This is a genomic window from Comamonas halotolerans (assembly GCF_030162935.1).
Taxonomy (GTDB): domain Bacteria; phylum Pseudomonadota; class Gammaproteobacteria; order Burkholderiales; family Burkholderiaceae_C; genus Comamonas; species Comamonas halotolerans.
The window spans coordinates 443,669-466,037 of record NZ_JASAUZ010000023.1; the positions used below are offsets into that span (position 1 = coordinate 443,669).

General features: G+C 57.5%; 15 protein-coding genes. 6 read left to right on the forward strand and 9 right to left on the reverse strand.

What is annotated here, in order from left to right; genetic code table 11:
• Positions 1-10 precede the first annotated feature (10 nt).
• Together pbpC and QEP11_RS12675 are read right to left on the reverse strand one after the other, a co-directional pair.
• Entirely contained in the window at positions 11-2,194 is a 2,184-nt protein-coding gene (gene pbpC / locus QEP11_RS12670; RefSeq protein WP_284336994.1) for a penicillin-binding protein 1C, read from the reverse strand.
• Between the two features lie 20 nt (positions 2,195-2,214).
• Positions 2,215-3,096 (reverse strand): endonuclease/exonuclease/phosphatase family protein, encoded by an 882-nt coding sequence (locus tag QEP11_RS12675; RefSeq protein WP_284336995.1) that lies wholly within the window; start codon positions 3,094-3,096, stop codon positions 2,215-2,217.
• Positions 3,097-3,234: 138 nt separating this feature from the next.
• Between QEP11_RS12675 and tenA the strand changes: the two genes are divergently transcribed.
• Positions 3,235-3,897, forward strand: coding sequence for a thiaminase II (tenA, locus tag QEP11_RS12680; protein WP_284336996.1), 663 nt, complete (start codon positions 3,235-3,237; stop codon positions 3,895-3,897).
• 150 nt (positions 3,898-4,047) lie between these two features.
• Here the strand turns inward: tenA and QEP11_RS12685 are convergent, their stop codons facing one another.
• From QEP11_RS12685 to argH, 3 genes are all read right to left on the reverse strand, one after another.
• On the reverse strand, positions 4,048-9,933 hold the full coding sequence (locus QEP11_RS12685) for an alpha-2-macroglobulin family protein (RefSeq protein ID WP_284336997.1): 5,886 nt from the start codon (positions 9,931-9,933) through the stop codon (positions 4,048-4,050).
• Positions 9,934-10,081: 148 nt separating this feature from the next.
• Positions 10,082-11,077, reverse strand: coding sequence for a Bug family tripartite tricarboxylate transporter substrate binding protein (locus tag QEP11_RS12690; protein WP_413788726.1), 996 nt, complete (start codon positions 11,075-11,077; stop codon positions 10,082-10,084).
• Positions 11,078-11,275: 198 nt separating this feature from the next.
• Positions 11,276-12,730, reverse strand: coding sequence for an argininosuccinate lyase (gene argH, locus QEP11_RS12695; protein WP_284336998.1), 1,455 nt, complete (start codon positions 12,728-12,730; stop codon positions 11,276-11,278).
• A 106-nt stretch (positions 12,731-12,836) separates the two neighbouring features.
• On the opposite strand from argH, the gene QEP11_RS12700 reads away from it, so the two are divergent.
• Together QEP11_RS12700 and QEP11_RS12705 are read left to right on the forward strand one after the other, a co-directional pair.
• Positions 12,837-13,862, forward strand: coding sequence for a sensor histidine kinase (locus tag QEP11_RS12700; protein WP_284336999.1), 1,026 nt, complete (start codon positions 12,837-12,839; stop codon positions 13,860-13,862).
• A 30-nt stretch (positions 13,863-13,892) separates the two neighbouring features.
• Positions 13,893-14,675 (forward strand): LytR/AlgR family response regulator transcription factor, encoded by a 783-nt coding sequence (locus QEP11_RS12705; RefSeq protein WP_284337000.1) that lies wholly within the window; start codon positions 13,893-13,895, stop codon positions 14,673-14,675.
• A 76-nt stretch (positions 14,676-14,751) separates the two neighbouring features.
• On the opposite strand, the gene QEP11_RS12710 is transcribed toward QEP11_RS12705, so the two are convergent.
• From QEP11_RS12710 to polA, 4 genes are all read right to left on the reverse strand, one after another.
• On the reverse strand, positions 14,752-15,570 hold the full coding sequence (locus QEP11_RS12710) for a ZIP family metal transporter (protein WP_284337001.1): 819 nt from the start codon (positions 15,568-15,570) through the stop codon (positions 14,752-14,754).
• Between the two features lie 178 nt (positions 15,571-15,748).
• The gene (locus QEP11_RS12715; RefSeq protein WP_284337002.1) at positions 15,749-16,051 is read right to left on the reverse strand and encodes an AzlD domain-containing protein; all 303 of its coding nucleotides are present in this window, start codon (positions 16,049-16,051) and stop codon (positions 15,749-15,751) included.
• Complete coding sequence (locus QEP11_RS12720) at positions 16,048-16,758, reverse strand: AzlC family ABC transporter permease (protein ID WP_284337003.1); 711 nt, start codon at positions 16,756-16,758, stop codon at positions 16,048-16,050. The genes QEP11_RS12715 and QEP11_RS12720 overlap by 4 nt, the downstream gene beginning before the upstream one ends.
• A 229-nt stretch (positions 16,759-16,987) precedes the next feature.
• Entirely contained in the window at positions 16,988-19,813 is a 2,826-nt protein-coding gene (gene polA, locus QEP11_RS12725; RefSeq protein WP_284337004.1) for a DNA polymerase I, read from the reverse strand.
• Positions 19,814-19,946: 133 nt separating this feature from the next.
• Here polA and QEP11_RS12730 point away from each other — a divergent pair, with 133 nt between their 5' ends.
• The 3 genes from QEP11_RS12730 (at position 19,947) to QEP11_RS12740 (ending at position 22,306) form a co-directional block, all read left to right on the forward strand.
• Positions 19,947-20,282 carry a hypothetical protein gene (locus QEP11_RS12730; protein WP_284337005.1) on the forward strand — a complete coding sequence of 112 codons (336 nt, stop codon included), beginning with the start codon at positions 19,947-19,949 and terminating at the stop codon, positions 20,280-20,282.
• A 66-nt stretch (positions 20,283-20,348) separates the two neighbouring features.
• Positions 20,349-21,320, forward strand: coding sequence for a homoserine kinase (locus QEP11_RS12735; protein WP_284337006.1), 972 nt, complete (start codon positions 20,349-20,351; stop codon positions 21,318-21,320).
• A 143-nt stretch (positions 21,321-21,463) separates the two neighbouring features.
• Positions 21,464-22,306: a BPSS1780 family membrane protein gene (locus tag QEP11_RS12740; RefSeq protein WP_284337007.1), complete on the forward strand. Its 843-nt coding sequence runs from the start codon at positions 21,464-21,466 to the stop codon at positions 22,304-22,306.
• The last annotated feature ends 63 nt before the right edge of the window (positions 22,307-22,369 follow it).

The following is a 22,369-nucleotide window of genomic DNA, read 5'->3' on the forward strand; positions in this document are numbered from 1 at the left end:
AATACGCGTGCTAAGGAGTCTTCACGCCTGCACCGCGGACTTCCAGACTGACTTCATCGAGCAATTGGCCCCTAAGGTCTTTGAGCTGCAGCACATAACGCCCCGGCCACGGCGACCACTGCAGTTGCGCCCCCTGTCCCAACACTTGCGCACCCAAAAACCACCGCACATCAGGTCTTGATGCCTGCAGTTGCAGTTTTTGCTGCTGAGGTGGAATATCTGGGTCAAGCGCCAATATAGTGCCCTCTGTGGGTGCAAGAATGCGCGCCCTGATGCTGGGCGTACGCCGAGCATCCGGCACTGCAGGCTCCTGAAACTGCGACTGCTCCGTTCCAGCAATAAACCACTCCTGGCGCGAAGGCTCCAGGCTGCGCCCGGCACTTGCCGGTACAAACGTGACGTTTTGCCGTACCAGACCGGAGGGGGCCTGGGGGGCTCTACTCGGTTTGCTGGCATGCAAGCCTGCCATGATGTCCGCCCAGATCGGCGCCGCGCCACTGCTGCCACTGACACTGTGCATGGCCTCGCCCGAGGCATTGCCAACCCAGACACCCACGGTGTAGCGCTGCGACCACCCCACCGCCCAGTTATCACGCATGTCCTTGCTGGTACCGGTTTTAACCGCCGTCCAGAAACGGGTTCCCAGCACGCTGTCCAGGCCGAAGGTGCTTGCCCGTGCCTGCGCGTCGGACAGGATGTCGCCAATCACAAATGCGCTCTGGGCAGACAGCACTTGAACGGGTTGCGTGACGTTGACCTGCCCTTTCAGTGCTGGCGCCACAGCAGAAAATTTGCCCCCATTGGCCAGCGCCCGATAAGCATTCGTCAAGTGCAGCAAAGGCACTTCTGCGCTGCCCAATGCCAGGCTATAGCCATAAAAGCCAGCGTTTTCACGCAAGGGCATACCCAGCTGGCGCAGTTGCTGAAAAAAAGCATCCGGCGTGACCATCACCAGGGTGCGTACGGCTGGTACGTTCAAAGATGCGGCCAAAGCCATGCGAACCGACACCCAGCCTTTGAATCTGCGGTCGTAGTTTTGCGGAACATATAGGCCAGAAGTGGTTGCAATCTGCGCAGAAGAGTCTTCCAGCAGCGATGCCGCCGTCAAACGTTTTTCATCCAATGCCTGTGCGTACAAAAACGGTTTGAGCGTGGATCCCGGCTGACGCCAAGCCAGCACGCCATCCACTTCACCTGCCTGGCTCAAGGCACCTGAAGAACCCACCCAAGCCAGCACCTCACCACTTTGATTGTCCAGCACCACGGCAGCACCATCTTGCACATTGCGGCCTTGCAGCTCGCGCAAATGGCGCTGCAGGCTCTCCACCGCCAGATGCTGAGCCTGGGCGTTCAACGTGGTGAAAATGCCTTGCGCAGGCACAGGCTGCGTTTTATCGAAAGCCGCCCATGCCCGCTGCGCCCAGTGCGATGCCAAACCTTCACTGGCTGGCCACAGACGGGCACGCAAAGCCTGCTCGGTGCGCCATTGCACGGCTGTGCATTCGGTGTTGGTGGATACCATCCGCTGCTTTACCAGCTCCTGCCAAACACCGCATGCACGCTGAGACACCACGGCCACGCTGGCATTTGGCCCACGTACCAAGGCTGCCGTAATGGCTGATTCCACTTCATCAAGCCCATGGGCAGCCTTGCCAAACAAGGTTCGACTCAGCGCGTCGATACCCACCAACTCCCCACGAAACGGCAGAAGGTTGAGATAGGCCTCCAGGATCTGGTCTTTGCGCCAGCGGCGCTCAAGCTGTGTGGCAGCCAATGCCTGCCCCAGCTTTTGTCCCATGCTGCGCCCCCGATTGCTGGAACGCCAGTCCTCGTCCAACAGACCTGCCAACTGCATGGTGATGGTGCTGGCCCCCCGGGTTTTGCTGTTCCATAGGTTGCCCCAGGCCGCAGCGGAGACCGCTTTCCAGTCCACGCCACTATGGGCATAAAAACGCTGATCTTCGCTGACCAGCAAGGCCAGCCGCAAGGCGGGGGAGACATCGCTCAGTTCCACCCAGGCGCCACGACGCACTTGCATATCGGTGCGCATGCGCTGCAATACCTCGCCCTCGCGCGAAAGAATATAGGTCTCCGAGGGCAGAAAGCTGCTGCGCACCTCCTGGGGGCTGGGCATTGCCCAGCTGCACAGCGGCAAGCACAAAGCACCTAGCAGCGCCCATTGTCGAAAAGCCATCGCGCAACGCCTGAACTGCTTTAATCAATCACCACGCGCACAGGCTGATGGTCTGAGGCCTGGGTCTGCTGATCAACCGTAAAGCTGCGCACATGAGTGCGCAAGCTGTCACTGACCCAGACAAAATCGCAAGCTCCGGGCTCTGAGCCAAACTGCCGGTCAAACAAACGGAAGGTATCGGGCTGCGGCAGATCTGGATTTAAAACACGCCACGCATCATTCCAGCGGGCATTCACCACCCCTTCTGGCCATCCCGCTTCCAGACATTCAATCACCGCAGCCGGCGAACTCAAGGCTGCATATTCCATCTCATGCGGCTCAAGGTTGAAGTCACCGCACAACACCGAGTGCGCGGTATGCGGCTTGCTCTGAAAAGGTGATCCATCTTGTACAGCTGGTGGCGACGCGAATACCTGTGACAAAGCCTCAAAATGCATGCGCCGCAGATAACGCGCCTGGGCCATGCGCTGGCGTTTGGAGTAGTACTCCAAATGTGTGGTCATCACACGCACAGGCCCCAAAGTGGGGTCCTGCACCGTCACCGCTGTACACATGCGCGGCATGGAGCGGACATTGTGGTCTGCCGGATACGGCAGTGGATAGTGCTGCACCTGCAACACCGGCAAACGCGTGGCAATCAAATTGCCGAACTGCTGTTCACCTGCAGCCGTCCACTCATGCACTGCAGCTCCATACAAGATCGTCCACTCCGGCAAGAGCGCTTGCAGCTGGGCCAACTGATTCCCAGGGCCTCCGCGCAGTTGCGGATAATGGATAGCAACTTCCTGCAGGCATAGCACGTCGCTCTCCCCCATTGCCTCAAGGGTTTGCACTATTCGTTCTGGACGCACTTGTCCATCTAAACCGCAACACCATTGCGTATTCCAAGTCACCAAGCGCATGAAAAACTCTCTATATGCTTTATGGGGTTCATCGTGTCAGGCCATTCTGACGCTGGCGTAAACATAGCGCGTCTTTTAGCACTGTAGAAGCCTTCGCTCTCATCAGAGAATTTTTTGACATTTTTTTCTGTTCTAACCATGAAGTTCTGTGACCAAGCTTGGCAAAGCAATTTGCCACTCTTTAATGCCACTGTCGCTCTACCGTTCAATCAGGCTTTGGCCAACGGCAGCTTGCCGCGCGATGTGTTTCAGCACTACATGATTCAGGATGCCCATTACCTGGTCGCTTTTGGCCGTGCTTTGGCTGTGGCGGCGGGCAAGGCCAATGACGCGGAAGGTGTCGTGCAATTTGCCGCCGCTGCGCAAGAAGCAGTCGTCGCAGAGCGAGCGTTGCACCACGGTTTCATGCGGGATTTTGCAGTCACGCCTGAAATTTTCCAGTCCACACCGCTCACCCCCACCTGCCACCATTACTGTCACTTTCTGCAATCTGTGGCATGGAGCCGCCCATATCCTGTTGCGCTGGCTGCCTTGCTGCCCTGCTTCTGGATTTACGCAGAAGTCGGGGTGGACCTGCAAAAGCACAGCGTGCCTGATAACCCCTACCAAAGCTGGATTGACACCTACGGCGGGGACGAATTCCACGCGCATGTGCGTGCTGTACGCCACACTGTCGACGCAGTGGCGGCCAAGGCCGATGCCCAGACGCTGTCAGAAATGCATGCCGCCTATACCGATGCAGCGCGCCTGGAATGGATGTTCTGGGATAGTGCCTACCGCATGGCCTCCTGGCCCTGCTGATTGTCTGCAGGGCTGACAGGAGCCTGAAAAAAGCTTTCAGAGACGCCGTGCTCTGAAAGCTTTTTCTTGTCTGGAGTTCGATCCTCCAGCGTCCCATCCCCCAATACGCTCCAATCTCTGCGGGGCTATGCCCGCAGGGATGAACGCGTTTCAGGGTTGTGCCACCTGCCAGCGTGCGTTGGGCAACTCGCCGAACATTTCGGGCGCATACAAGGCTTGCGCACGAGTAGGCGGCAGTGCAAAGTCACCAGCATTGTTCAGGCGCATGGTGTACTCCACTACCGCATCGCCCTTAGGCAGATAGTCCCAATACACACGATAGCTGTCTTGCCCACGCTCCACAAATGCAGGCCAGACACCTTCGCTGTGCTGACCTTCGCCCTGCTGTGCGATCTCGGAATCACGCCCCAGACCGCTGCCCAAAATGGTAGCGCCCGCGGGAATCGGGTCGCTGAGAGCCACCCAGGTCATGTCAGCGCTGGCTTGCAGTTGCAAACGCACGCGCACCACATCGCCACGCTTCCAGCTCTGGCTGTTCGCACCTTGAACTGCGGTGACGGTCTTCTTGACCACATAACCGGCGTTCATGGGCTGCGTGCGTGGCACTGCCGCAATCGACTGCAGTCCGACCCAGGGTTTGCCCGTTCCACGGTGCTGCACGCTCAACTGCCCCATGCGGCGCTCCCCCCAGGGCAGAAACAAGCTTCGATCCCCCGTCTGAGAAGGTGCGGCGCTACCGACGGGCAAGGCTGCGGAGGACTCTTGCGCAGCAGCTTCATTCCAGTGCACTGTTTGCGTTGCAGATCCCAGCAATGCGGTGGTGTTGCCCGTCACTTCTTCGCGCTCATAACGCTGCGAGAACTGGCGCAATGCCAGACCTGCCCAGGTATTGGCAGTGGTTGTGCTCCAGGAGCCCTGCTTCTGGCGTGCCAGCAAACCTGTTACCAAACGCGTGCGCTCGGCATCCCAGGCTGGATCATTCATGGTGGTCAGCAACAAGCGGGCCACATTCACATCCACGCTTTGCATCAGCCACCACCAGTTGTCCTGGGCTTCGGTGCTGAAACTGACTTGGCTGCCTTGGTAAGACAGGCGGGTCTTCAACTGCTGCAGCGCTTCCTCCTGTCGCGCCGCGTGGTCTGGTACTTGCGGCATCTGCTGCAAGATGCTGAGCCAGTCGATCAACGCATGTGTGGGCCACTCCTGCGGCGCAATGCTGATGCTCTCCAGCATGGCGGGCCGTGCCTTGCCACTGCGGGCCAGCGCCGCAATCGCTGCGAGCTTGCGCACATCCAGGTCCTTGCGCGGACTCCAGAACTTCCGCTCCAGGCGACCTTCCACAAAAGCAATCAACCCCGACTCCATGCGCGTCTTTTCTGCCGCAGGCAGTTGCATGCGCTTATCCACCGACTGCAAGCTGTGGTGAACCGCCAGCAAATGTGCAGTCAATGTGTCACTGCCTTGTGCACGGCGATGGTCTTGTGGCGGGAAGTACATGGCCAGACCATCGTCGTCCAGATACGTGGGCAATTGCGCCATGGTGCGCTGCCATAGCGCTTCGTCGCCCAGACCAATGGCCTTGCCGACAGTCTGCTCCAGACAGGCATACGGATACGCGGCCCACCAGTCACGCAGTCCGGGAACGCCTTCCTCCTTGTCAGCCAGCTTGTCACTGAACGACAACCTGACGCCGCCCTTGCCTGGCACTGCGCTCTCCGGCCAGCTCAATGCCTGCTCCCAGTGACCATCGATTTGCTGGATGGTCGCTTGCTGTACCCCCAATGGGACGGCTGGCAGCAAGCGCTGGCTGAATGTCAGGTTGTCTTTGGCCCCGGACTTGGTATCTTCAGCCTCCAGCTGCCACTGCCATTGCGCCTGCACCGCTTGGTTCAAGCTGTTGGGCACCGTCACATCCCATGCCACTTCGCGCGCCTCTTGCGCTGGAACCTCCACGGTCTGAGCAGCCAAGCTTGCACCTTCGGCCCTGGGCTGCAGCTTCACCTGCATGGCCTGCTCGGTGCTGTTGCGCACGGTGACCATGGCGCGGAACTTGTCCCCCTCGCGCACCACGGGAGGCAAACCACTGATTACTTGCAAATCCTGGCTGGTGCGTATGTCCACACTGCCTGTGCCAAAGCGTTGCACGCCATCATCAGCGATCACCACAATGGAAAAACTGGTCAGCGCATCATTGAGGGGCACCTCCACAACCGCCTGGCCTTGAGCATCCAGTTGTACGGCAGACTGCCACAGCAGCAGCGTGTCCAGCAGTTCGCGCGTTGGCGCACCTTGTCCACCGCCACCACCAGGGGCTGCGGCTTTGCGTCCATAGTGACGACGTCCTACCACCTCCATCTGAGCAGTGGCAGTTTCCACTGCCCAGTTACGGCGCTGCCACATGGCCGCACGCAAATCCCAGCTACGGTTAGGAGACAGCTCCAGCAAGGCTTTGTCCACCGCAGCCAAGGCCACTTCGGCATGTGCGGCAGGTTTTCCATCCGGCAAAGTCGCCCGGACAGTGACCTTGGCTGTTTCACGAATTTTGTAGCCGCTCTTGTCGGCCTGCACCGCCACATTCAGCTGGTTCGAACGATCTTGCACCTGCAGCTCAGCCACACCCAGGCGGAAAGAAGGCTTGCTCAAATCCACCATGGCCGTGGGCGCCACATACTCCTTGCCACCATGCCAGAAGGCATTCCACCACTGGCGTGGTGCCTTGTAGCCCCAGGTGAAAAAGCTGTACCACGGCACCTCATACAGACGCCCGCGCAAAGCCAGCACGCTGACATACACATTGGGCCCCCAGCCCGCTTGCACGGGCAGCTCTATGCTCGGATCCTTGCCCTGCAGTTGCACCACCTCGGTGTGCAGCACACCTTCGCGCTCCACACTCACCAGCGCGGTCGCTTCGCGGAAAGGCATGCGCACTTGGAGTTTGGCAGTTTCGCCAGGAGCGTATGCTGTCTTTTCCGCCAGCACGTCCATGCGGTCATGGTCTTGCCCTCCAAACCACAGTTCACCCTGTCCCGTCACCCAGACAGTGTCTGCCGCTTGCGCGGTATGGCCTTGCGCATCTTCTGCCGAGACAATCAGCTCCACCTCTCCAGCTTCGACCACCTGTACCTCACACAGCAGCAGGCCGCGTGCGTCGCTCTTGCCACTGCACACCTCGCCTAGTTTTTTGCTGTTGCGCTGGTTGTCATAACTGTAGAAACCTCCCACCAGACGCTTGCGCGTGGTGGTTGTGGTGTGTTGCACCGCCTGCACCTTCAGCGGCACTCCGGCTTGTGGATTGCCTTGTGCATCCACCGCCACAGCCTGCATACGCATCTTGCGGCCCACGGCCATCCAGCCCTCGGTGCGAATACCTGCCAGCACTGCAGCAGGCCACACGCTGTGGGTGCTGCGCAGGGTCTGTATCTCGCCATTCGGGTCAGCAAAGCTGGCCTCCAGCACCAGGCTCTGCGGCTCCTTCACCTTCTGCAGCGCAGGCAGCTCGATCTGGCCCTGGCCTTGCTTGTCCAAGGTCAGGGCCAGCTTGTCCGCCACCAAACGGGCTCCGTCGCTGTGCTCGTCTTCACTTTCGTGGTCAGCCTCGCCCTGCGCGCGCGGCGCGCTGAAGCTGTAGCCCGCCCAGCGGTCAAAGTGCACACTGCGCTCACGCAACAAGGCACTCACCTGCACCTGATGCCCATTCGCCGCGCCACCGTTGATGAAGTTCAGATTCACGGCCACTGGCACAGTTGTGGGCTGCACCAGCGCCGCCTGGCTCACAGGGTGCACACTGCCTTGGAACACCGGCAAACGAAAGGCTTCCACCCTGAATTCACCCGATTGCAGCACGCGCTGCCCACCTTCAGCTCGCTCCGACCAACGCAGCTCCACGGTATACAAGCCCAGCTTGGCCGCTGCAGGCACAGCAAAGCTGCTTGCAGCATTACGGCCACCGTTTTGCGTATTGCGCCATTGCAGCGCCTGTTTGTATTGCTGCCCACTGCCCACATGGGTGATCACCTGCTCGACCGGCCACTCTTTGGGCAGCGCCAGGCCTTGCAATGTCTGATTGCGCACAAAGTGTTTCATGGACACCGTCTCGCCAGCACGCACCAGATTGCGATCAAACACGGTGTGAGCGACCAGTTCCGGTCCCTGATTCCAGGCCATGGGCAGATTGAAGCGCCACGGCTCAATGCCTCGCTGCCAGTCACTCCAGACAAAGGCCAGATCCTCCACCCCTTTGTCACTATGGCGTGCGCTGACAAACCACTGGCCGCTGGCCTCGTGGCTGTTGCAACGCGGAATTTCAGTTCCCAACGCTGGCAATTGCAGCACCCCTTGCGCATCGGTCATACCCGATGCATGCACTGCGCCTCGACAATCCGACACTTGGACCTTGGCCCCCGCAACAGGTTTGCCCTTGTCCAGTGAGGTCACCCACACTGCCGAGCCTTCACGGCCCAGCTTCAGATGCACCGCCAAATTGGTCACCAGTGCAGAGGTACGCACAAACATGCTGCGCTGTGCGCCCAGGCGTTCATCCAGCAGGGCCGAGCCCAGACGTGGAGACTCAGCCTCCAGCACGTGGAAACCTGGCTCTTTGAGCGGAATGCCTACCACCTCAAACGGGCGTGGGTCACCTTCTTTGGCCTTGGGCAATTGCACGGCCTGCACACCCTGCTGACCTTGCAGCAGTGAGACCGTACGCGGAGCTATGGAGTGCTCGTCGTCATCCAGAGGTTTGGGCAGGGCAGACTTGAGATCGCGTCGCGCATCTTTGCGGCTCATCCATCCCCGGTCATAGCGCTGTACCAAGTCCCACCAGCGAATGATGTCCGCATCGCTGCTCAAGCGCAAATGGCGCAGTTGCGCACCAGCGCCACCGGCGGCGGCATCCATGGCTTCCACCTTGCGCACCGTCACCGGCAGAATCGCAGGCTCGTCCTCGCCCTCCGCAAAGCGCTCCAGCACACCGAAAGGTGCTGCCGCAAATTTCAGCAGCGGTGGCGTGTCCCCCATCACCACTGACATCGGGAATGCGCTGGCATTCACCAGTGGCCGACCAGCGTCATCCTGGAAATTTTCGGGAAACACCACCTGGTACTTGCCCAAGGGTTCGAAGGGCGCTGCAAAACGCACCTCGGTGAAACTGTCTTTGGATTCCTTATCCAGCACTGGCTGAATTTTTTTGCCGTCCAACACCAGCTGCACCTGCCTGGCTTGCGCTTCTGAGACCGGAGCACTGAACGACAGCAGCACATCACGAATCGGTAAACAACCAGCATTGGCACGCTCGCGCTGGCATTGCAGCTCAGCATTGAATGCCTCACGCACGGTGAAATCCAGGGTGTTGGCATTCTTGTTTGCCACCCCATTGGCCATTTGCACGCCCGCACCATACACCAGCTGCATGCTGCTGCCCGCTGTCAAACGGCGATTGCACTCCAAAGCAACGTAATGACCCTGCTTGGAAATCTCCAGTGCCTGGAGCACCGCTCGGGTTTTCGAGGTATCCAGCAAGCGCACAGGAATGCGTTCCCCCACACCTTCTGCACGGCAGTGCACATGCTGCTGAAGACTTTCCGGGGTTGCGGCGCCATTGAGCTGCAGCACAAAGGTCTGCGCTTCATCCACAGGCTCATAGGTGGATGGCCACGTCTGCACAATGCTCGGCCCAGCCACTTCAAACTGCGTGCTCACAAGGCCTGTAAAGGCTGCACCGGATGGTGATTTGAAGGCCTTGTCAGGCTCTATCGTGCAACGGGTGCCCGCTGTGACCGTCTGGTTGAACTGCCAGACCCACTCACGCGCATTATTCCAGCGACCTTGCCCCGTTTGCGTCGGGCTGCACTGCACCCTCACTGGTGCTGGCACCTGCGAATTGCCCAAACGCACCGCATCAACCGAGGTCTGCACCACCACCTGTTGCACTTCATTGACACTGCCCTTCGGGGTTATCTGGGTGATGGAGATCGCATGGGCTGCCCCGCTCAAGCTCGCTCCCACAGCAATGAGCCCCCACAAAGTATTCGAACGCATGAGCTGTTCCTATTGTTTTAGTCTTTGAATGCCATGTAGCCTAGCATCTCGCCTTGCAAACGCTTCATCAGACATTGCAGCATTTACGTTAAGCAACAAAAAAAAGCCACAGCACTGGCTGTGGCTTTCAGATAGAAAAATCTTGCGATTACTGCGGCTTGAAACCGCTTTCAGCAATGATGCGCTTCCAGACGTTGGTATACGCTCGCTCACGCTGCAATAGCTGCGTGGGTGTCATGGCATCCACCACCAGACCAATGGCCTCGAGCTGCTGACGAATATGCGGCTCTTGCACACTCAGTGCCAAAGCAAGGGAAAAGTGTTGGGTGAACGCTGCAGGCACGCCTTTAGGCGCGTAAACGCCGTAGTACGGCATATCCTCCAGCCCTTTCATGCCCAGCTCGCTGAATGTCGGCACTTCGGGCAATAACGGCTGCCGCCGCCCTCCGAGCACGGCCAGCACGCGCAACTTGCCCTCCTTGTGATAGTGCACAAAGTCTTGTACTGAACCGATACCCGCTTCAATTTGCCGTCCCAGCATATCGCTAATCATGGGAGCGCTGCCCTTGTAAGGCGCGGAAATCAAATCCAGTTCATAGCGCTGTGCCAGCTGCTTGACCAAGAACTCAGGCGTTGATGCCGGCGCCGGAATACCCACAGCGCTGCGCCCTTGCTCCGCTTTACGCACCCAGTCCAGATACTCCTGAAAGGTCTTGGCTGGGTGCAGGCCAGACACTGCAAACGTATTCACAAACGATGCGAAACCACCCACAGGCTCAAAGTCCTGGGCAGGATCAAAGCCCGCATGACGCACCACTTGCGGCAAGATCGAAATGCTATGGTCATGCGTCAGAAACAGCGTGGTGCCGTCGGCAGGCGATGCCTTGAGCAGCTGTGCCGCAATCTGACCTCCGGCGCCCGGCTTGTTTTCAATGATGACTGTGCGGCCCAGACGCTGGCTGAGTGGCTCTTGCAGCAAACGTGCGATCACATCGGTACCTCCGCCGGGAGGGAATCCCACCAAAATCCGGACAGGTCGATCCGCCGCCCACGACCAGCGCCAGCCTGCCACGCTGGCGGTTGCCAGCACTGCTGCCTGAGTGGCAGTTTGGGCAAGGAATCGACGACGAGAAGCGTGGGTCACAAATTTCTCCAGTAATGAAAATAGAAAAAGCCATACACGGCCATCTGCCAGCCTATCTGACAAAAACCTGAGAAATATTAAAAAAACATCTGAATTTGATATGCATCCCATCTTCTGCATTCAGATCGGCACAAAAAAGGGACGCTTGAAGCGTCCCTTTGGCGGTGGCCTGCCCTTTCGGGCGGTTTTCCTTATTATTTAGGCCAGTCGTGCGCGATGCTTGGCCAGTTGCAGGCGCACTTGCGCTGGCGCGGTACCGCCCAATGTGTTGCGCGCCTTGAGTGAACCTTCCAGACTCAGCACCTCAAACACATCCGCCTGCACATTGGGGTTGAACGTCTGCAGTTCCTCCAGCGGCAACTCGCTCAGATCCACACCCTTTTGCGAGGCCAGCTTCACAGCATGGGCCACGGTTTCATGCGCATCACGGAAAGGCAAGCCCTTCTTGACCAGATAGTCCGCCAAATCGGTGGCCGTCGCATAACCCTTCAATGCTGCGGCACGCATGTTGGCGGCATTCACGGTAATGCCGCCTTCCTTGGCACCGGTCACCGGATTGAGCTGACCACCGATCATTTCCGCAAAAATGCGCAGCGTGTCCTTCAGCGTATCCACGGTGTCGAACAAAGGCTCCTTGTCTTCCTGATTGTCCTTGTTATAGGCCAGCGGCTGACCCTTCATCAAGGTGATCAGGCCCATCAGATGACCGACGACACGGCCGGTCTTGCCGCGTGCCAGTTCTGGCACGTCCGGGTTCTTCTTCTGCGGCATGATGGACGAGCCGGTGGTGAAGCGATCGGCAATCTTGATAAAGCCAAAGTTCTGGCTCATCCACACGATCAACTCTTCCGACAGACGCGAGATGTGCACCATGCACAAAGAAGCTGCCGCCGTGAATTCGATGGCGAAGTCGCGGTCGGAAACGCCGTCCAGCGAGTTCTGGCACACGCCGTCCATACCCAACGTCTTGGCCACGCGTTCACGGTCCAAAGGATAGGTGGTGCCTGCCAGCGCAGCCGAGCCCAAAGGCAGCACGTTCACGCGCTTGCGCACGTCCAGCATGCGCTCGGCATCGCGTTTGAACATTTCCACATAGGCCAGCATGTGGTGGCCGAAGCTCACTGGCTGTGCCACTTGCAAGTGGGTAAATCCTGGAAGGATCACATCCACATTCTTTTCCGCCACCTCGACCAGCGACAGCTGCAGTTCCTTGAGCAGACCTTCAATCAGATCAATCTCGTCGCGCAACCACAGGCGCACATCGGTGGCGACCTGGTCGTTACGGCTTCGGCCTGTGTGCAAGCGCTTGCCTGCATCGCCAACCAGCGCTGTCAGTCGTGCCTCGATATTCAGGTGCACGTCTTCCAGATCGAGCTTCCACTCAAAGGCACCCGATTCGATTTCTTGCTTGATCTGTGCCATGCCCTTCTGGATGGCTGCAAAGTCGTCCTGACCAATCACCCCCTGAGCCGCCAGCATTTCAGCATGTGCCAAGCTGCCAGTGATATCTGCCTTCCACATACGATTGTCAAAGAACACACTGGAGGTGTAACGCTTGACCAAATCGCTCATAGGTTCAGAAAACAACGCAGACCACGCCTGTGCTTTCGTGTCAAGTTGATTATGGGAGGGCTGGGTGGTGTTATCGGACATGGGAGGGCAGAATTTCCAGTTATGACAGACACCCGGAACACCCGGATGCCCTATGCACAAGCAGCAAATTTTATCGAGCCAAACGGCTTCTGCCGAATCTTTGAGCGTGACAACCCCTCAGCCTAGTGCAACGATCCCCGTTCTGATCTTTGATGCCTGCCATTTGGGTGTGGTGCTGCGTGCCGTGCTGGGCGTGGAAATTACGCTGGCTATCTCGGCCCTCTACACCAGCCCCAACGCCTGGGAATGGCTGCAACGCACCGCATGGCTCACCAGTGGCGGCTTATCTGGCACCCTGGTCTGGCTGCTGCTGGCCTGCAGCCTCAAGCGGGTTCTGCACCGCATGGATGGTCCTCACCAATACATGATGGGTATTGCGCTCGGCGTGGTGGCGGGCATTTACGCCACCGCAATGCTTTCAATGAGTGGGGAGGTCGCACAAATGCACTGGCTGGCCAATGCCATCGCAGGTGGCATGCTCGCTGCCGTCCTTGTGGGCTATCTGGTGCTGCGCGCTGAAGGGCGCACTCCCGCTGCAACCAAAGCGCAGTTGACGGCTTTGCAGGCTCACATCCGACCGCATTTTTTATTCAATGCGCTCAACAGCGCCATTGCACTGGTACGCGATGAACCTGCCAAAGCCGAAAGACTGCTCGAAGACCTGAGTGATCTCTTTCGGGCAACCTTGCAAGACCCACGCAGCACCATCACCTTGCAGGAAGAAATCGAACTGGCCAAGCGCTACCTGGACATTGAACAAACCCGCTTTGGCGATCGGCTTCAAGTGTGCTGGGACCTGGACCCCGATGTGCTGGATGCACGCTTGCCTCCACTGCTATTGCAGCCGTTGGTGGAGAACGCTGTCAAACATGGGGTAGAACCCTCGGAAATAGGCACAAAAGTAACAATCTCCGCCAAGCTGAACCAAAAAAATTTCATTTTGTTACGTGTAGCCAATACACTTCCTTCATCGAGACGCCTCGGAGACAACATTCCAACTATTCGGGGTCAAGGCATCGCACTTGCCAATGTAGAGCGTCGATTGCGTCTGCTGCATGACATTCAAGCGTCATTCCATGCCGGCAAAAAAGACGGTCTGTTTGAAGTTCGTATTTCTCTACCTTCCAGTTAAGTGCGCAGCCCACCCATGCGGAGACAAGAGATGCATGTACTGATCGTGGATGATGAGTTGCTGGCCCGTAACCGCTTGCGCGTATTGCTGAGCGAATGTGAAGACCCTGCGTCTCCCTTCATCATCGAAGAAGCTGCCAGCGTCACACAGGCGCAAGAATTTCTCCAACGCAGCCCATTGCCTGTGGATGTTGTGCTGCTAGATATTCAGATGCCAGGCCTCGATGGCATGGTGCTGGCCCAGACACTGCGCAACCAGTCACAACCTCCATCCGTGATTTTTGTCACTGCACATGCCATGTACGCCGCAAGCGCTTTTGAAGTCGATGCAGTGGACTACCTCACAAAACCGGTTCGGTTGGAGAGGCTGCAACAAGCGATGGCCAAAGCACGTCGCATCAGGGCTCTGGAAGGGTTGACCAACCATGCAGACACGGCGCCTGCGTTGATCATTCGTGACCGTGGACGCGCAGAGCGTGTTCCGCTGCACCAGATCGTCTATCTCAAAGCAGAGCAAAAATACGTGACTGTGCGCACAGCTTTACGCACCTACATTCTGGATAGTTCCTTGAGCGAGCTGGAAAATCGCTTTCCCGATCAGTTTGTACGTATCCACCGCAACGCCCTGGTCAACCCTTCTCAGATGCGTGTTCTGGAGAAACACTACACGGATGAAGAGGGTGAATGCTGGGCCTTGCGTCTGCATAGTGTGTCGGATGTTTTACAGGTATCACGGCGTCAGCTGTCGTCTGCACGAGCGGCCCTTCAAGGCATGCTGCGCCGCGCAGAGTCTCAACACACAGAAACAGCCTAAACCAAGAAATATTCAGCAAAAAGCGGCACTCAAGGGTGCCGCTTTTTGTTCTTCCTAGCTTGATAGCCGGTACGTTTTAGTGCGCATGTCCGCCATGCGCCAGCCCACTCACAACCGTGACCAGCACAATGCCCGTCACCAGCCAAGCTACTTGCACCAGACTTTCCTTGGCCGACAAGCGTTTCTGCAGCTGAGGGATCAAGTCCGACAAAGCCACATAGACAAAGCTACTGGAGGCTACGACCAGAAAGTACGGCAAAGATTCTTCAAGATTTCCCACCAGAAAGTAGCCGGCAATACCGCCCAATGCAGTGACAGCCCCCGCCAAAGACACCTTGAGCAATGCCAAGTTGCGGTGCTTGCTGTTGCGCAGGACCACAAGATCACCAATGTGGTGGGGCACTTCGTGCGCCAGAACGGAAACCGCAGCAATCAACCCCAAGCGCATGTCTGCAACAAATGCTGAGGCAATCAAGATGCCGTCACCAAAGCAGTGCACGCTGTCTCCGGTCAACAGTGACCAGCCACTGCTCTTCTGCCCGTGATGATCGTGACTGTGCGAGTGCTCAGAATGTGCATGGTGATGCTCATGCCCGTCATGGCTGTGCTCATGGCCGTGGTGCCACAACTCAGCCTTGGTCAGCAGAAAAAAGAACACCACCCCAATCAGCAGCGTCATGAACAAATCATGCGCGCTCGCCTCGCTGTTGAACGCTTCGGGCAGCAAGTGCATGAACGCTGTAGCCAGCAACGCGCCCGCAGCCAGGCTCAACAGACCTTGTTGCGCACGATCGCTTTGTTGACGGCCAAAACCCACCTTCAAAAGAAAGTTAGCCACCCAAACGCTTCCAATACCTGAAGCCAGGGTGGCCAAAATAATCGCAACCAATGTCATAGCAAATTTTTCTCTCGGGCAGTTCGCCCCAATTGCCCAGCATTTTCCTTAAACACCGCAAGCAATGCTGCAATCCTAACGGCTGACTGAGTTGTGCACGTGGATGCTTGTCCCAAGCACAGAACAACTTCTCAAAACAGCGTACACAAGCTGTCAAGAGGGTCGCGGCTTCGTTTCCCTAAAACCAGCGCACCATGGCTGCGCTCAGAGCGCCCAGGACCACCACCAGCAAAAAAGGTAAACGCAGCCACAAAGCCAAAGCAGCCACCAACAAAGCAGCCAGGCGGGCATCCAGCACCAATTGCGAGCCAGCCGAAAAAGCGTTCATCACCGTCAGGGCTGACAACAAGGCCACCGTCATACACGCGGCAACCTGTGTCATGCGCGGGTTTTGCAAGAAGTGTGCAGGAATCGCGTAGCCCAGCCACTTGGTCACAAACGCGGCAGCGCATGCCAAAACAATCCAGTGCCACAAAGTCATGAAGCTTCTCCGTGGCCGTGAAGGCCATCTTTCGTCAGCCGGGCACTGCGCCATAACCCCCATCCAGCACCAACCAGCGCAGCCACCAGTATGGGCAAACCTGCAGGCAACATCGGCACCATCAGTGCTGTGACGACACCGCACAAAACCGCAAGCGCTACAGGTTCACGCTGCTGCAGACGTGGCCACAGCAACCCTAAAAAGGCAGCCACAGCAGCACCATCGAGCCCCCACTGGCGAGGATCACCCAATGCATCACCCAATAATGCACCAATTAACGTGAATGCATTCCAGAGCACAAAAACGCCCAGCCCTGCTGTCCAAAAACCGCGTTGCTGCTCCTGAGCATCGGTTTGCCCTGAAGCTGTTGCAGCCGACTCATCAATGGTCAGATGTGCTGCCAGGAATTTGCGCCAACCACCTGGCTTCAGCATGCGATTCATCTGCATGCCATAAACTGCATTGCGCACGCCCAGCAGACTGGCAGCACCAACTGCAGCTGAGCCCGTACCACCTCCGGCGATCACACCAATAAAGGCAAACTGAGAGCCTCCCGTAAACATCAGGCTGCTCAACGCCATGGCTTGCCACACGTTCAGGCCTGCGGCCACTGCCAGCGCACCAAACGAGATGCCATAAAGGCCAGTGGCCAGTGAAATGGACAAACCCATGCGCACCGCCGGGGTCCAGGAAGACGGGTAAATCACGTGTCCCTTTCAATTTTTGTCGCTGCCAAACCCATAACCCGCCCAAGGCTGCTCGCAAACATGCACCCAAATTTGGCAGGAATGCGTGCCAGCTACGTATTTTTCTAATTGCTTGTACATATCGCTGTCGCAAGCATGCATTCGGCAGAACGTATCCCCCCGGCCACTCATCCAAGCATGCTTGCGACTTTGCGCATGCAGCACATTGTCGCGCTTTTGAGGAGAAGACTTAGTGCGCCTTTTCCCAGTTCTCGCCAAAGCCCACTTCCGCCAGCAATGGCACCGATAACTCAGCCACCTGCGCCATCACGGCTGGAATGTGCTCGCGCACCCATTCAGCTTCGCTGGCAGGCAGCTCAAACACCAATTCATCGTGTACCTGCATGATGACCTGGATCTCGGGCTTTTCAGCATCCAGCTTGGCTTGCACGGCCACCATGGCTTTTTTGATCAGATCAGCCGCCGTGCCCTGCATCGGAGCATTGATTGCAGCGCGTTCGGCGGCTTTCTTGCGTGGACCACTGCCACCATTGATTTCGGGCAGATAGAGCCTTCGGCCAAACACCGTTTCCACATAGCCTTGCTGGTGCGCCAGTTCCACGGTCTCGTCCATGTAACGCTTCACGCCAGGGTAACGCTGGAAGTATTTGTCAATGTACGCCGCAGCCGCCTTGGTTTCGATGCCCAGATTCTTGGCCAAACCAAAGCTGCTCATGCCATAGATCAGGCCAAAGTTGATCACCTTGGCATAACGGCGCTGCTCGCTGCTGACTTCTTCCACACTTACACCAAAAACTTCGGCAGCCGTAGCCTTATGCACATCCAGACCGTTTCTGAATGCATTCAGCAGCGCCTCATCACCCGATAGATGCGCCATGATGCGCAGCTCAATTTGAGAATAGTCGGCACTGGCGATCAACTTGCCTTGCGGAGCCACAAAGGCTTCGCGCACGCGGCGGCCTTCGGGCGTGCGTACAGGAATGTTTTGTAGATTCGGATCATTGCTGGACAAGCGCCCCGTCACCGCCACCGCCTGCGCGTAATGCGTGTGCACGCGGCCCGTACGTGGAAGGGCCATTTGTGCCAGCTTGTCGGTGTAAGTGCCTTTGAGCTTGGAGAGCGAACGGTGCTCCAGCAGTTTGGCCGGCAGCGGGTAGTCCTCGGCGAGTTTTTCAAGCACTTCTTCATCCGTGCTGCGTGCACCGGTGGCAGTTTTTTTCACCACGGGCATGCCCAGCTTGTCAAAGAAGATTTCACCCAACTGCTTGGGTGAGGCGAGATTGAACGGTTGTCCTGCAATCTCATAGGCCTCTTGCTCCAGCTGCATGATGCGCGCACCCAGATCGTTGCTCTGGCGCGCGAGCTCTCCCGCATCAATGCGTACACCGTTGCGCTCAATGCGGAACAGCGCTTCGCTGGTAGCGATCTCCAGCTCATAGATGTGCAACAGGCCTGGGTGCGCTTGAATTTGCGGCCACAGCACGCTGTGCACATCCAGAGTCTGGTCAGAGTCCTCGCAGGAATATGCCGCCGCTTTGTCCACCGGCACCTGCGCAAACGGGATCTGGCTCTTGCCCTTGCCGCACAGGTCTTCGTAGCTGATGCCGGTGCGGTTCACATGCCGCAGTGCCAGACTGGTGAGATTGTGCGGGCGGTGTACTTCCAGCACGTAAGACTGGAGCATGGTGTCGTGCGCATAACCACGCACCGTGATGCCGTGGTTGGCAAAAACATGCTGGTCGTACTTCACGTGCTGTCCCAGCTTCTTTTTGCTACCGTCTTCCAGCCAGGGCTTGAGCTGCGCCAATACCCAGTCCATAGGTAGCTGCTGGGGCACATCCATACCTTCATGGCGCAGCGGAATGTAGGCAGCTTCACCCGCCTGCACACTGAAAGAAATGCCCACAATCTGCGCCACCATCTCGTCCAGCGAATCAGTTTCTGTGTCGATGGCCGTCAACTCGGCGAGCTGAATCTTGGCCAGCCAGGCGTTGAACTGCTCTTCATTCAGAATGGTGGTGTAGACCACATCACGCTGCTGAGCGACCACGGCCACCTCGGTCGCCGCGGCATCATCCATGTCAAACATATCGCTTTGGCTGGAAGCAGCCTTGGCCTTGTTTTTGCCATTGGACTCAGTTTTTGTCTCCGCAGACGCTACCGCTGCCGACCCCAGTGTGCGCGCCAGGCCCTTGAAGCCGTATTGTTCATAAAACGGCAGCAAGCCAGCAACATCGGGCTCGTCCAGTGTGATGTCGTCAAAGGCTGGTAATCCAGGAATGTAGTCCGACAGCTCACAATCAGTTTTCATCGTCACCAGCTGGCGGCTCAGCGCCAGCTGGCCACTGGCAATCGCATCACGCAGATTGTTGCCTGCCACGCCTTTGATGGCAGCAGCATTGGCGATCAAATTGTCCAGCGAACCATATTCTTCCAGCCACTTGGCGGCAGTTTTAGGCCCCACCTTGGTCACACCGGGCACGTTGTCCACGGTGTCACCAATCAGGGCCTGATAATCAATCATCTTTTCAGGTGGTACACCAAACTCCGTGGTCACACCGGACACATCTCGGCGCTTGCCGTTCATGGTGTCGATGATGGTGATGCGCTCGTTCACCAACTGGCTCAAATCCTTGTCTCCGCTGGACACAATCACGTCCATGCCTTGTGCGGCCGCCATATTTGCCAACGTAGCGATGACATCGTCAGCCTCCACCCCAGGCACAGCCACCACTTTCCAGCCCAGCAAATCCACCACCTGATGGATGGGCGCAATCTGGGAGCGCAAATCGTCGGGCATGGGCGAACGCGTGGCCTTGTATTCGGTGTACATGGCATCGCGAAAGGTCGGCCCCGAAGCGTCAAACACACACACGGCGTAATCCGCCACCACGTCCTTGCGTAGCGCCTGCATCATATTGATCATGCCGCGAATAGCGCCTGTGGCAGGACTGCTGGGATCCCCGGGCACGGCCCGCAAATCGGGCATGGCATGGTAGGCGCGATACAGGTAGCTGGAGCCGTCGACCAGCACCAATGTCTTGGAATTGCTCATAGAAGCCAATTGTGCCTGCACGCAGCCAGACTGGAATGGCCATGGTCTTAACGGCATTCATGCGTAAAAACAAAGAAGGAGGCCGTCACTGATATGCATAGCCTGATGCAGGCAAGGAAACTACAATTGCACCATGCGCGCAGCCACCCTCCTCCTCACATCCTTCTTGGTCACAGCACCCGTGCTAGCCCAGGACCACGGCGAAAACTCGCCCCAACCCAATGCACAGAAAAACGAACAGCTACAAAAATCTGAGCAAAAAGGTGACAAACACAACCAACGCATTGAACGCATACGCATCGAAGATGGTGGCAGCCGCGTAGACGAATTGCGTGTTGGTGGTGAAACCAAGAACATCACCGTACAGCCCAAGGTAGGCAACATGCCTTCCTACGAGGTGCAACCCCAGAATACAGAAGGTGCTGATGGCACCAATGGCCGCCGCGTCTGGCGCGCCATCCAGTTTTAAGCTTTTCTCTTACAACGCCTGCTGTCGCGTCATAGCCACAGCAGGTTTTTCCTTTTTGAGCCTGACATGGCCGTATTTACCGAAGTCTCCGATAAAGACGCGCGCGAATTGCTGCGCCGCGTTCCTCTGGGCCAACTCACCGAACTGCGTGGCATCCAAGGTGGCATTGAAAACACCAACTACTTTTTGACGACAGATCAAGGAGAGTGGGTACTCACATTGTTTGAGCGTTTGAAAGCCGAGCAACTGCCCTTTTACCTCTACCTGATGAAGCATCTGGCACATCAAGGGATTCCGGTTCCAGACCCTCAGGCCGACGCTAAAAGCGGTGACATCCTGCACAAAGTCTGCGGCAAACCCGCTGCCATCGTGCAAAAGCTACGGGGTAAAAGCCAGTTACAACCCCAAGCCGTGCACTGCGCTGCCGTGGGCGACATGCTGGCCAAAATGCATTTGGCTGGCCGTGACTACGACCGTGAACAACCCAATCTGCGTGGTTTGCCCTGGTGGAACGAAACCGTACCCACCGTGCTGCCACATCTGGATCAGGCCCAGGCCGACTTGCTCCAGGCTGAACTGGCATTCCAGAACCACACGGCAGCATCCAGCGCTTACAAGGCTCTGCCGCGTGGCCCTGTGCATGCAGACCTGTTCCGTGACAACGTGATGTTTGACGGTGAAGAACTCACTGGCTTCTTTGACTTCTACTTTGCAGGCTGTGATACCTTCCTGTTCGATTTGTGCGTATGTCTGAACGATTGGTGCATTGACCATGCAAGTGGTGCCCACGAGGCAACCAAAGCTCAAGCCATGATTGATGCCTACCAAGCCGTTCGTCCCATGGAAGCTGCCGAGCGCCAGCTGTTCAATGCCATGTTGCGAGCCGGGGCACTACGCTTTTGGATTTCGCGCCTCTGGGATTTTTACTTGCCACGCGAAGCTTCCATGCTGGTTCCCCACGACCCGACGCACTTTGAACGCGTGCTGCGCCAGCGCGTGGCCCACCCTGTCTCGCTGGAGCAGGCTGCCACCGTCTGAACCCCAGGCCCGGCACCAACTTCTTGTGTGGCCTTGGCAATGACAGCAGCCCCACATCCCACTGTGTCTGCGAGGTGTGGGGTACAGTTCTACGCGTTGCAAGTGCTGCATTTTGCAGCTTTGTGCTTGCCTTCCTCACAAACATGAAACTTCATATCGTTCCTGCCAGCACAGGCCTGCAATGGGTCAAACTGGGCATGCAAACCTTCTGGCGCCAGCCCATGGCGCTTACTGCGCTGCTGTTTCTCAGCATGGCTGCCGTGTCACTGATTGGCATGTTCCCCATCATCGGCCCTTATGTAGCCCTGCTGCTCATGCCCACAGTGTTCCTGGTGATGATGCTGGGAGCCGCAGAGGCATCGCACGGCCGCATCCCGCGCCCCAATCTGGTGGCCGCACCTTTTCGCTCTGGTAAATCACGCATCCAGTCCTTGGTGGTTCTGGGCATCTTCTATGGTCTGGGCATCGTACTCATCACACTGCTGACTTCGCTGGTAGACGATGGCACCTTGGCCAAAATGTCGCTGGGTAATGAACCCATGACGCCCGAACTGGCTGAAGAGTTGGTCAGACAGCCTGGTTTTCAAGTGGCGCTATGGGGCGGGTTTGTGATGTACAACCTGCTGGCCATGCTGATGTGGCACGCTCCCGCACTGGTGCACTGGCATGGTGTCTCTCCCGTCAAAGCGATTTTTTTCAGCGTGATTGCCTGCCTGCGCAATTTTCGCGCCTTCTTCATGTATGCCCTGGGCTGGCTGGGTCTGGCGCTTGCTGCGGGCGTAGTTCTGTCGCTGGTGACCTTGCTGCTCTCTGCCCTCCTCGGATCTGCCGCCGGTCTGGCTGCCAGCATTCTCACCGTCATGCTGGGCATGGGACTGGTCACCATGTTTCTGACTTCTGCAGTCTTCACATTCCGTGACTGCTTCTCACCGCCTGATCAGGAACGTGCGCTGCACGTGGACGATGTCACCTACGACTACAAGTAGGCTTTCACCGCTTAGACGAACAAAAAAGGGACGCCCAGAGCGTCCCTTTTTTGTCCCTTCATC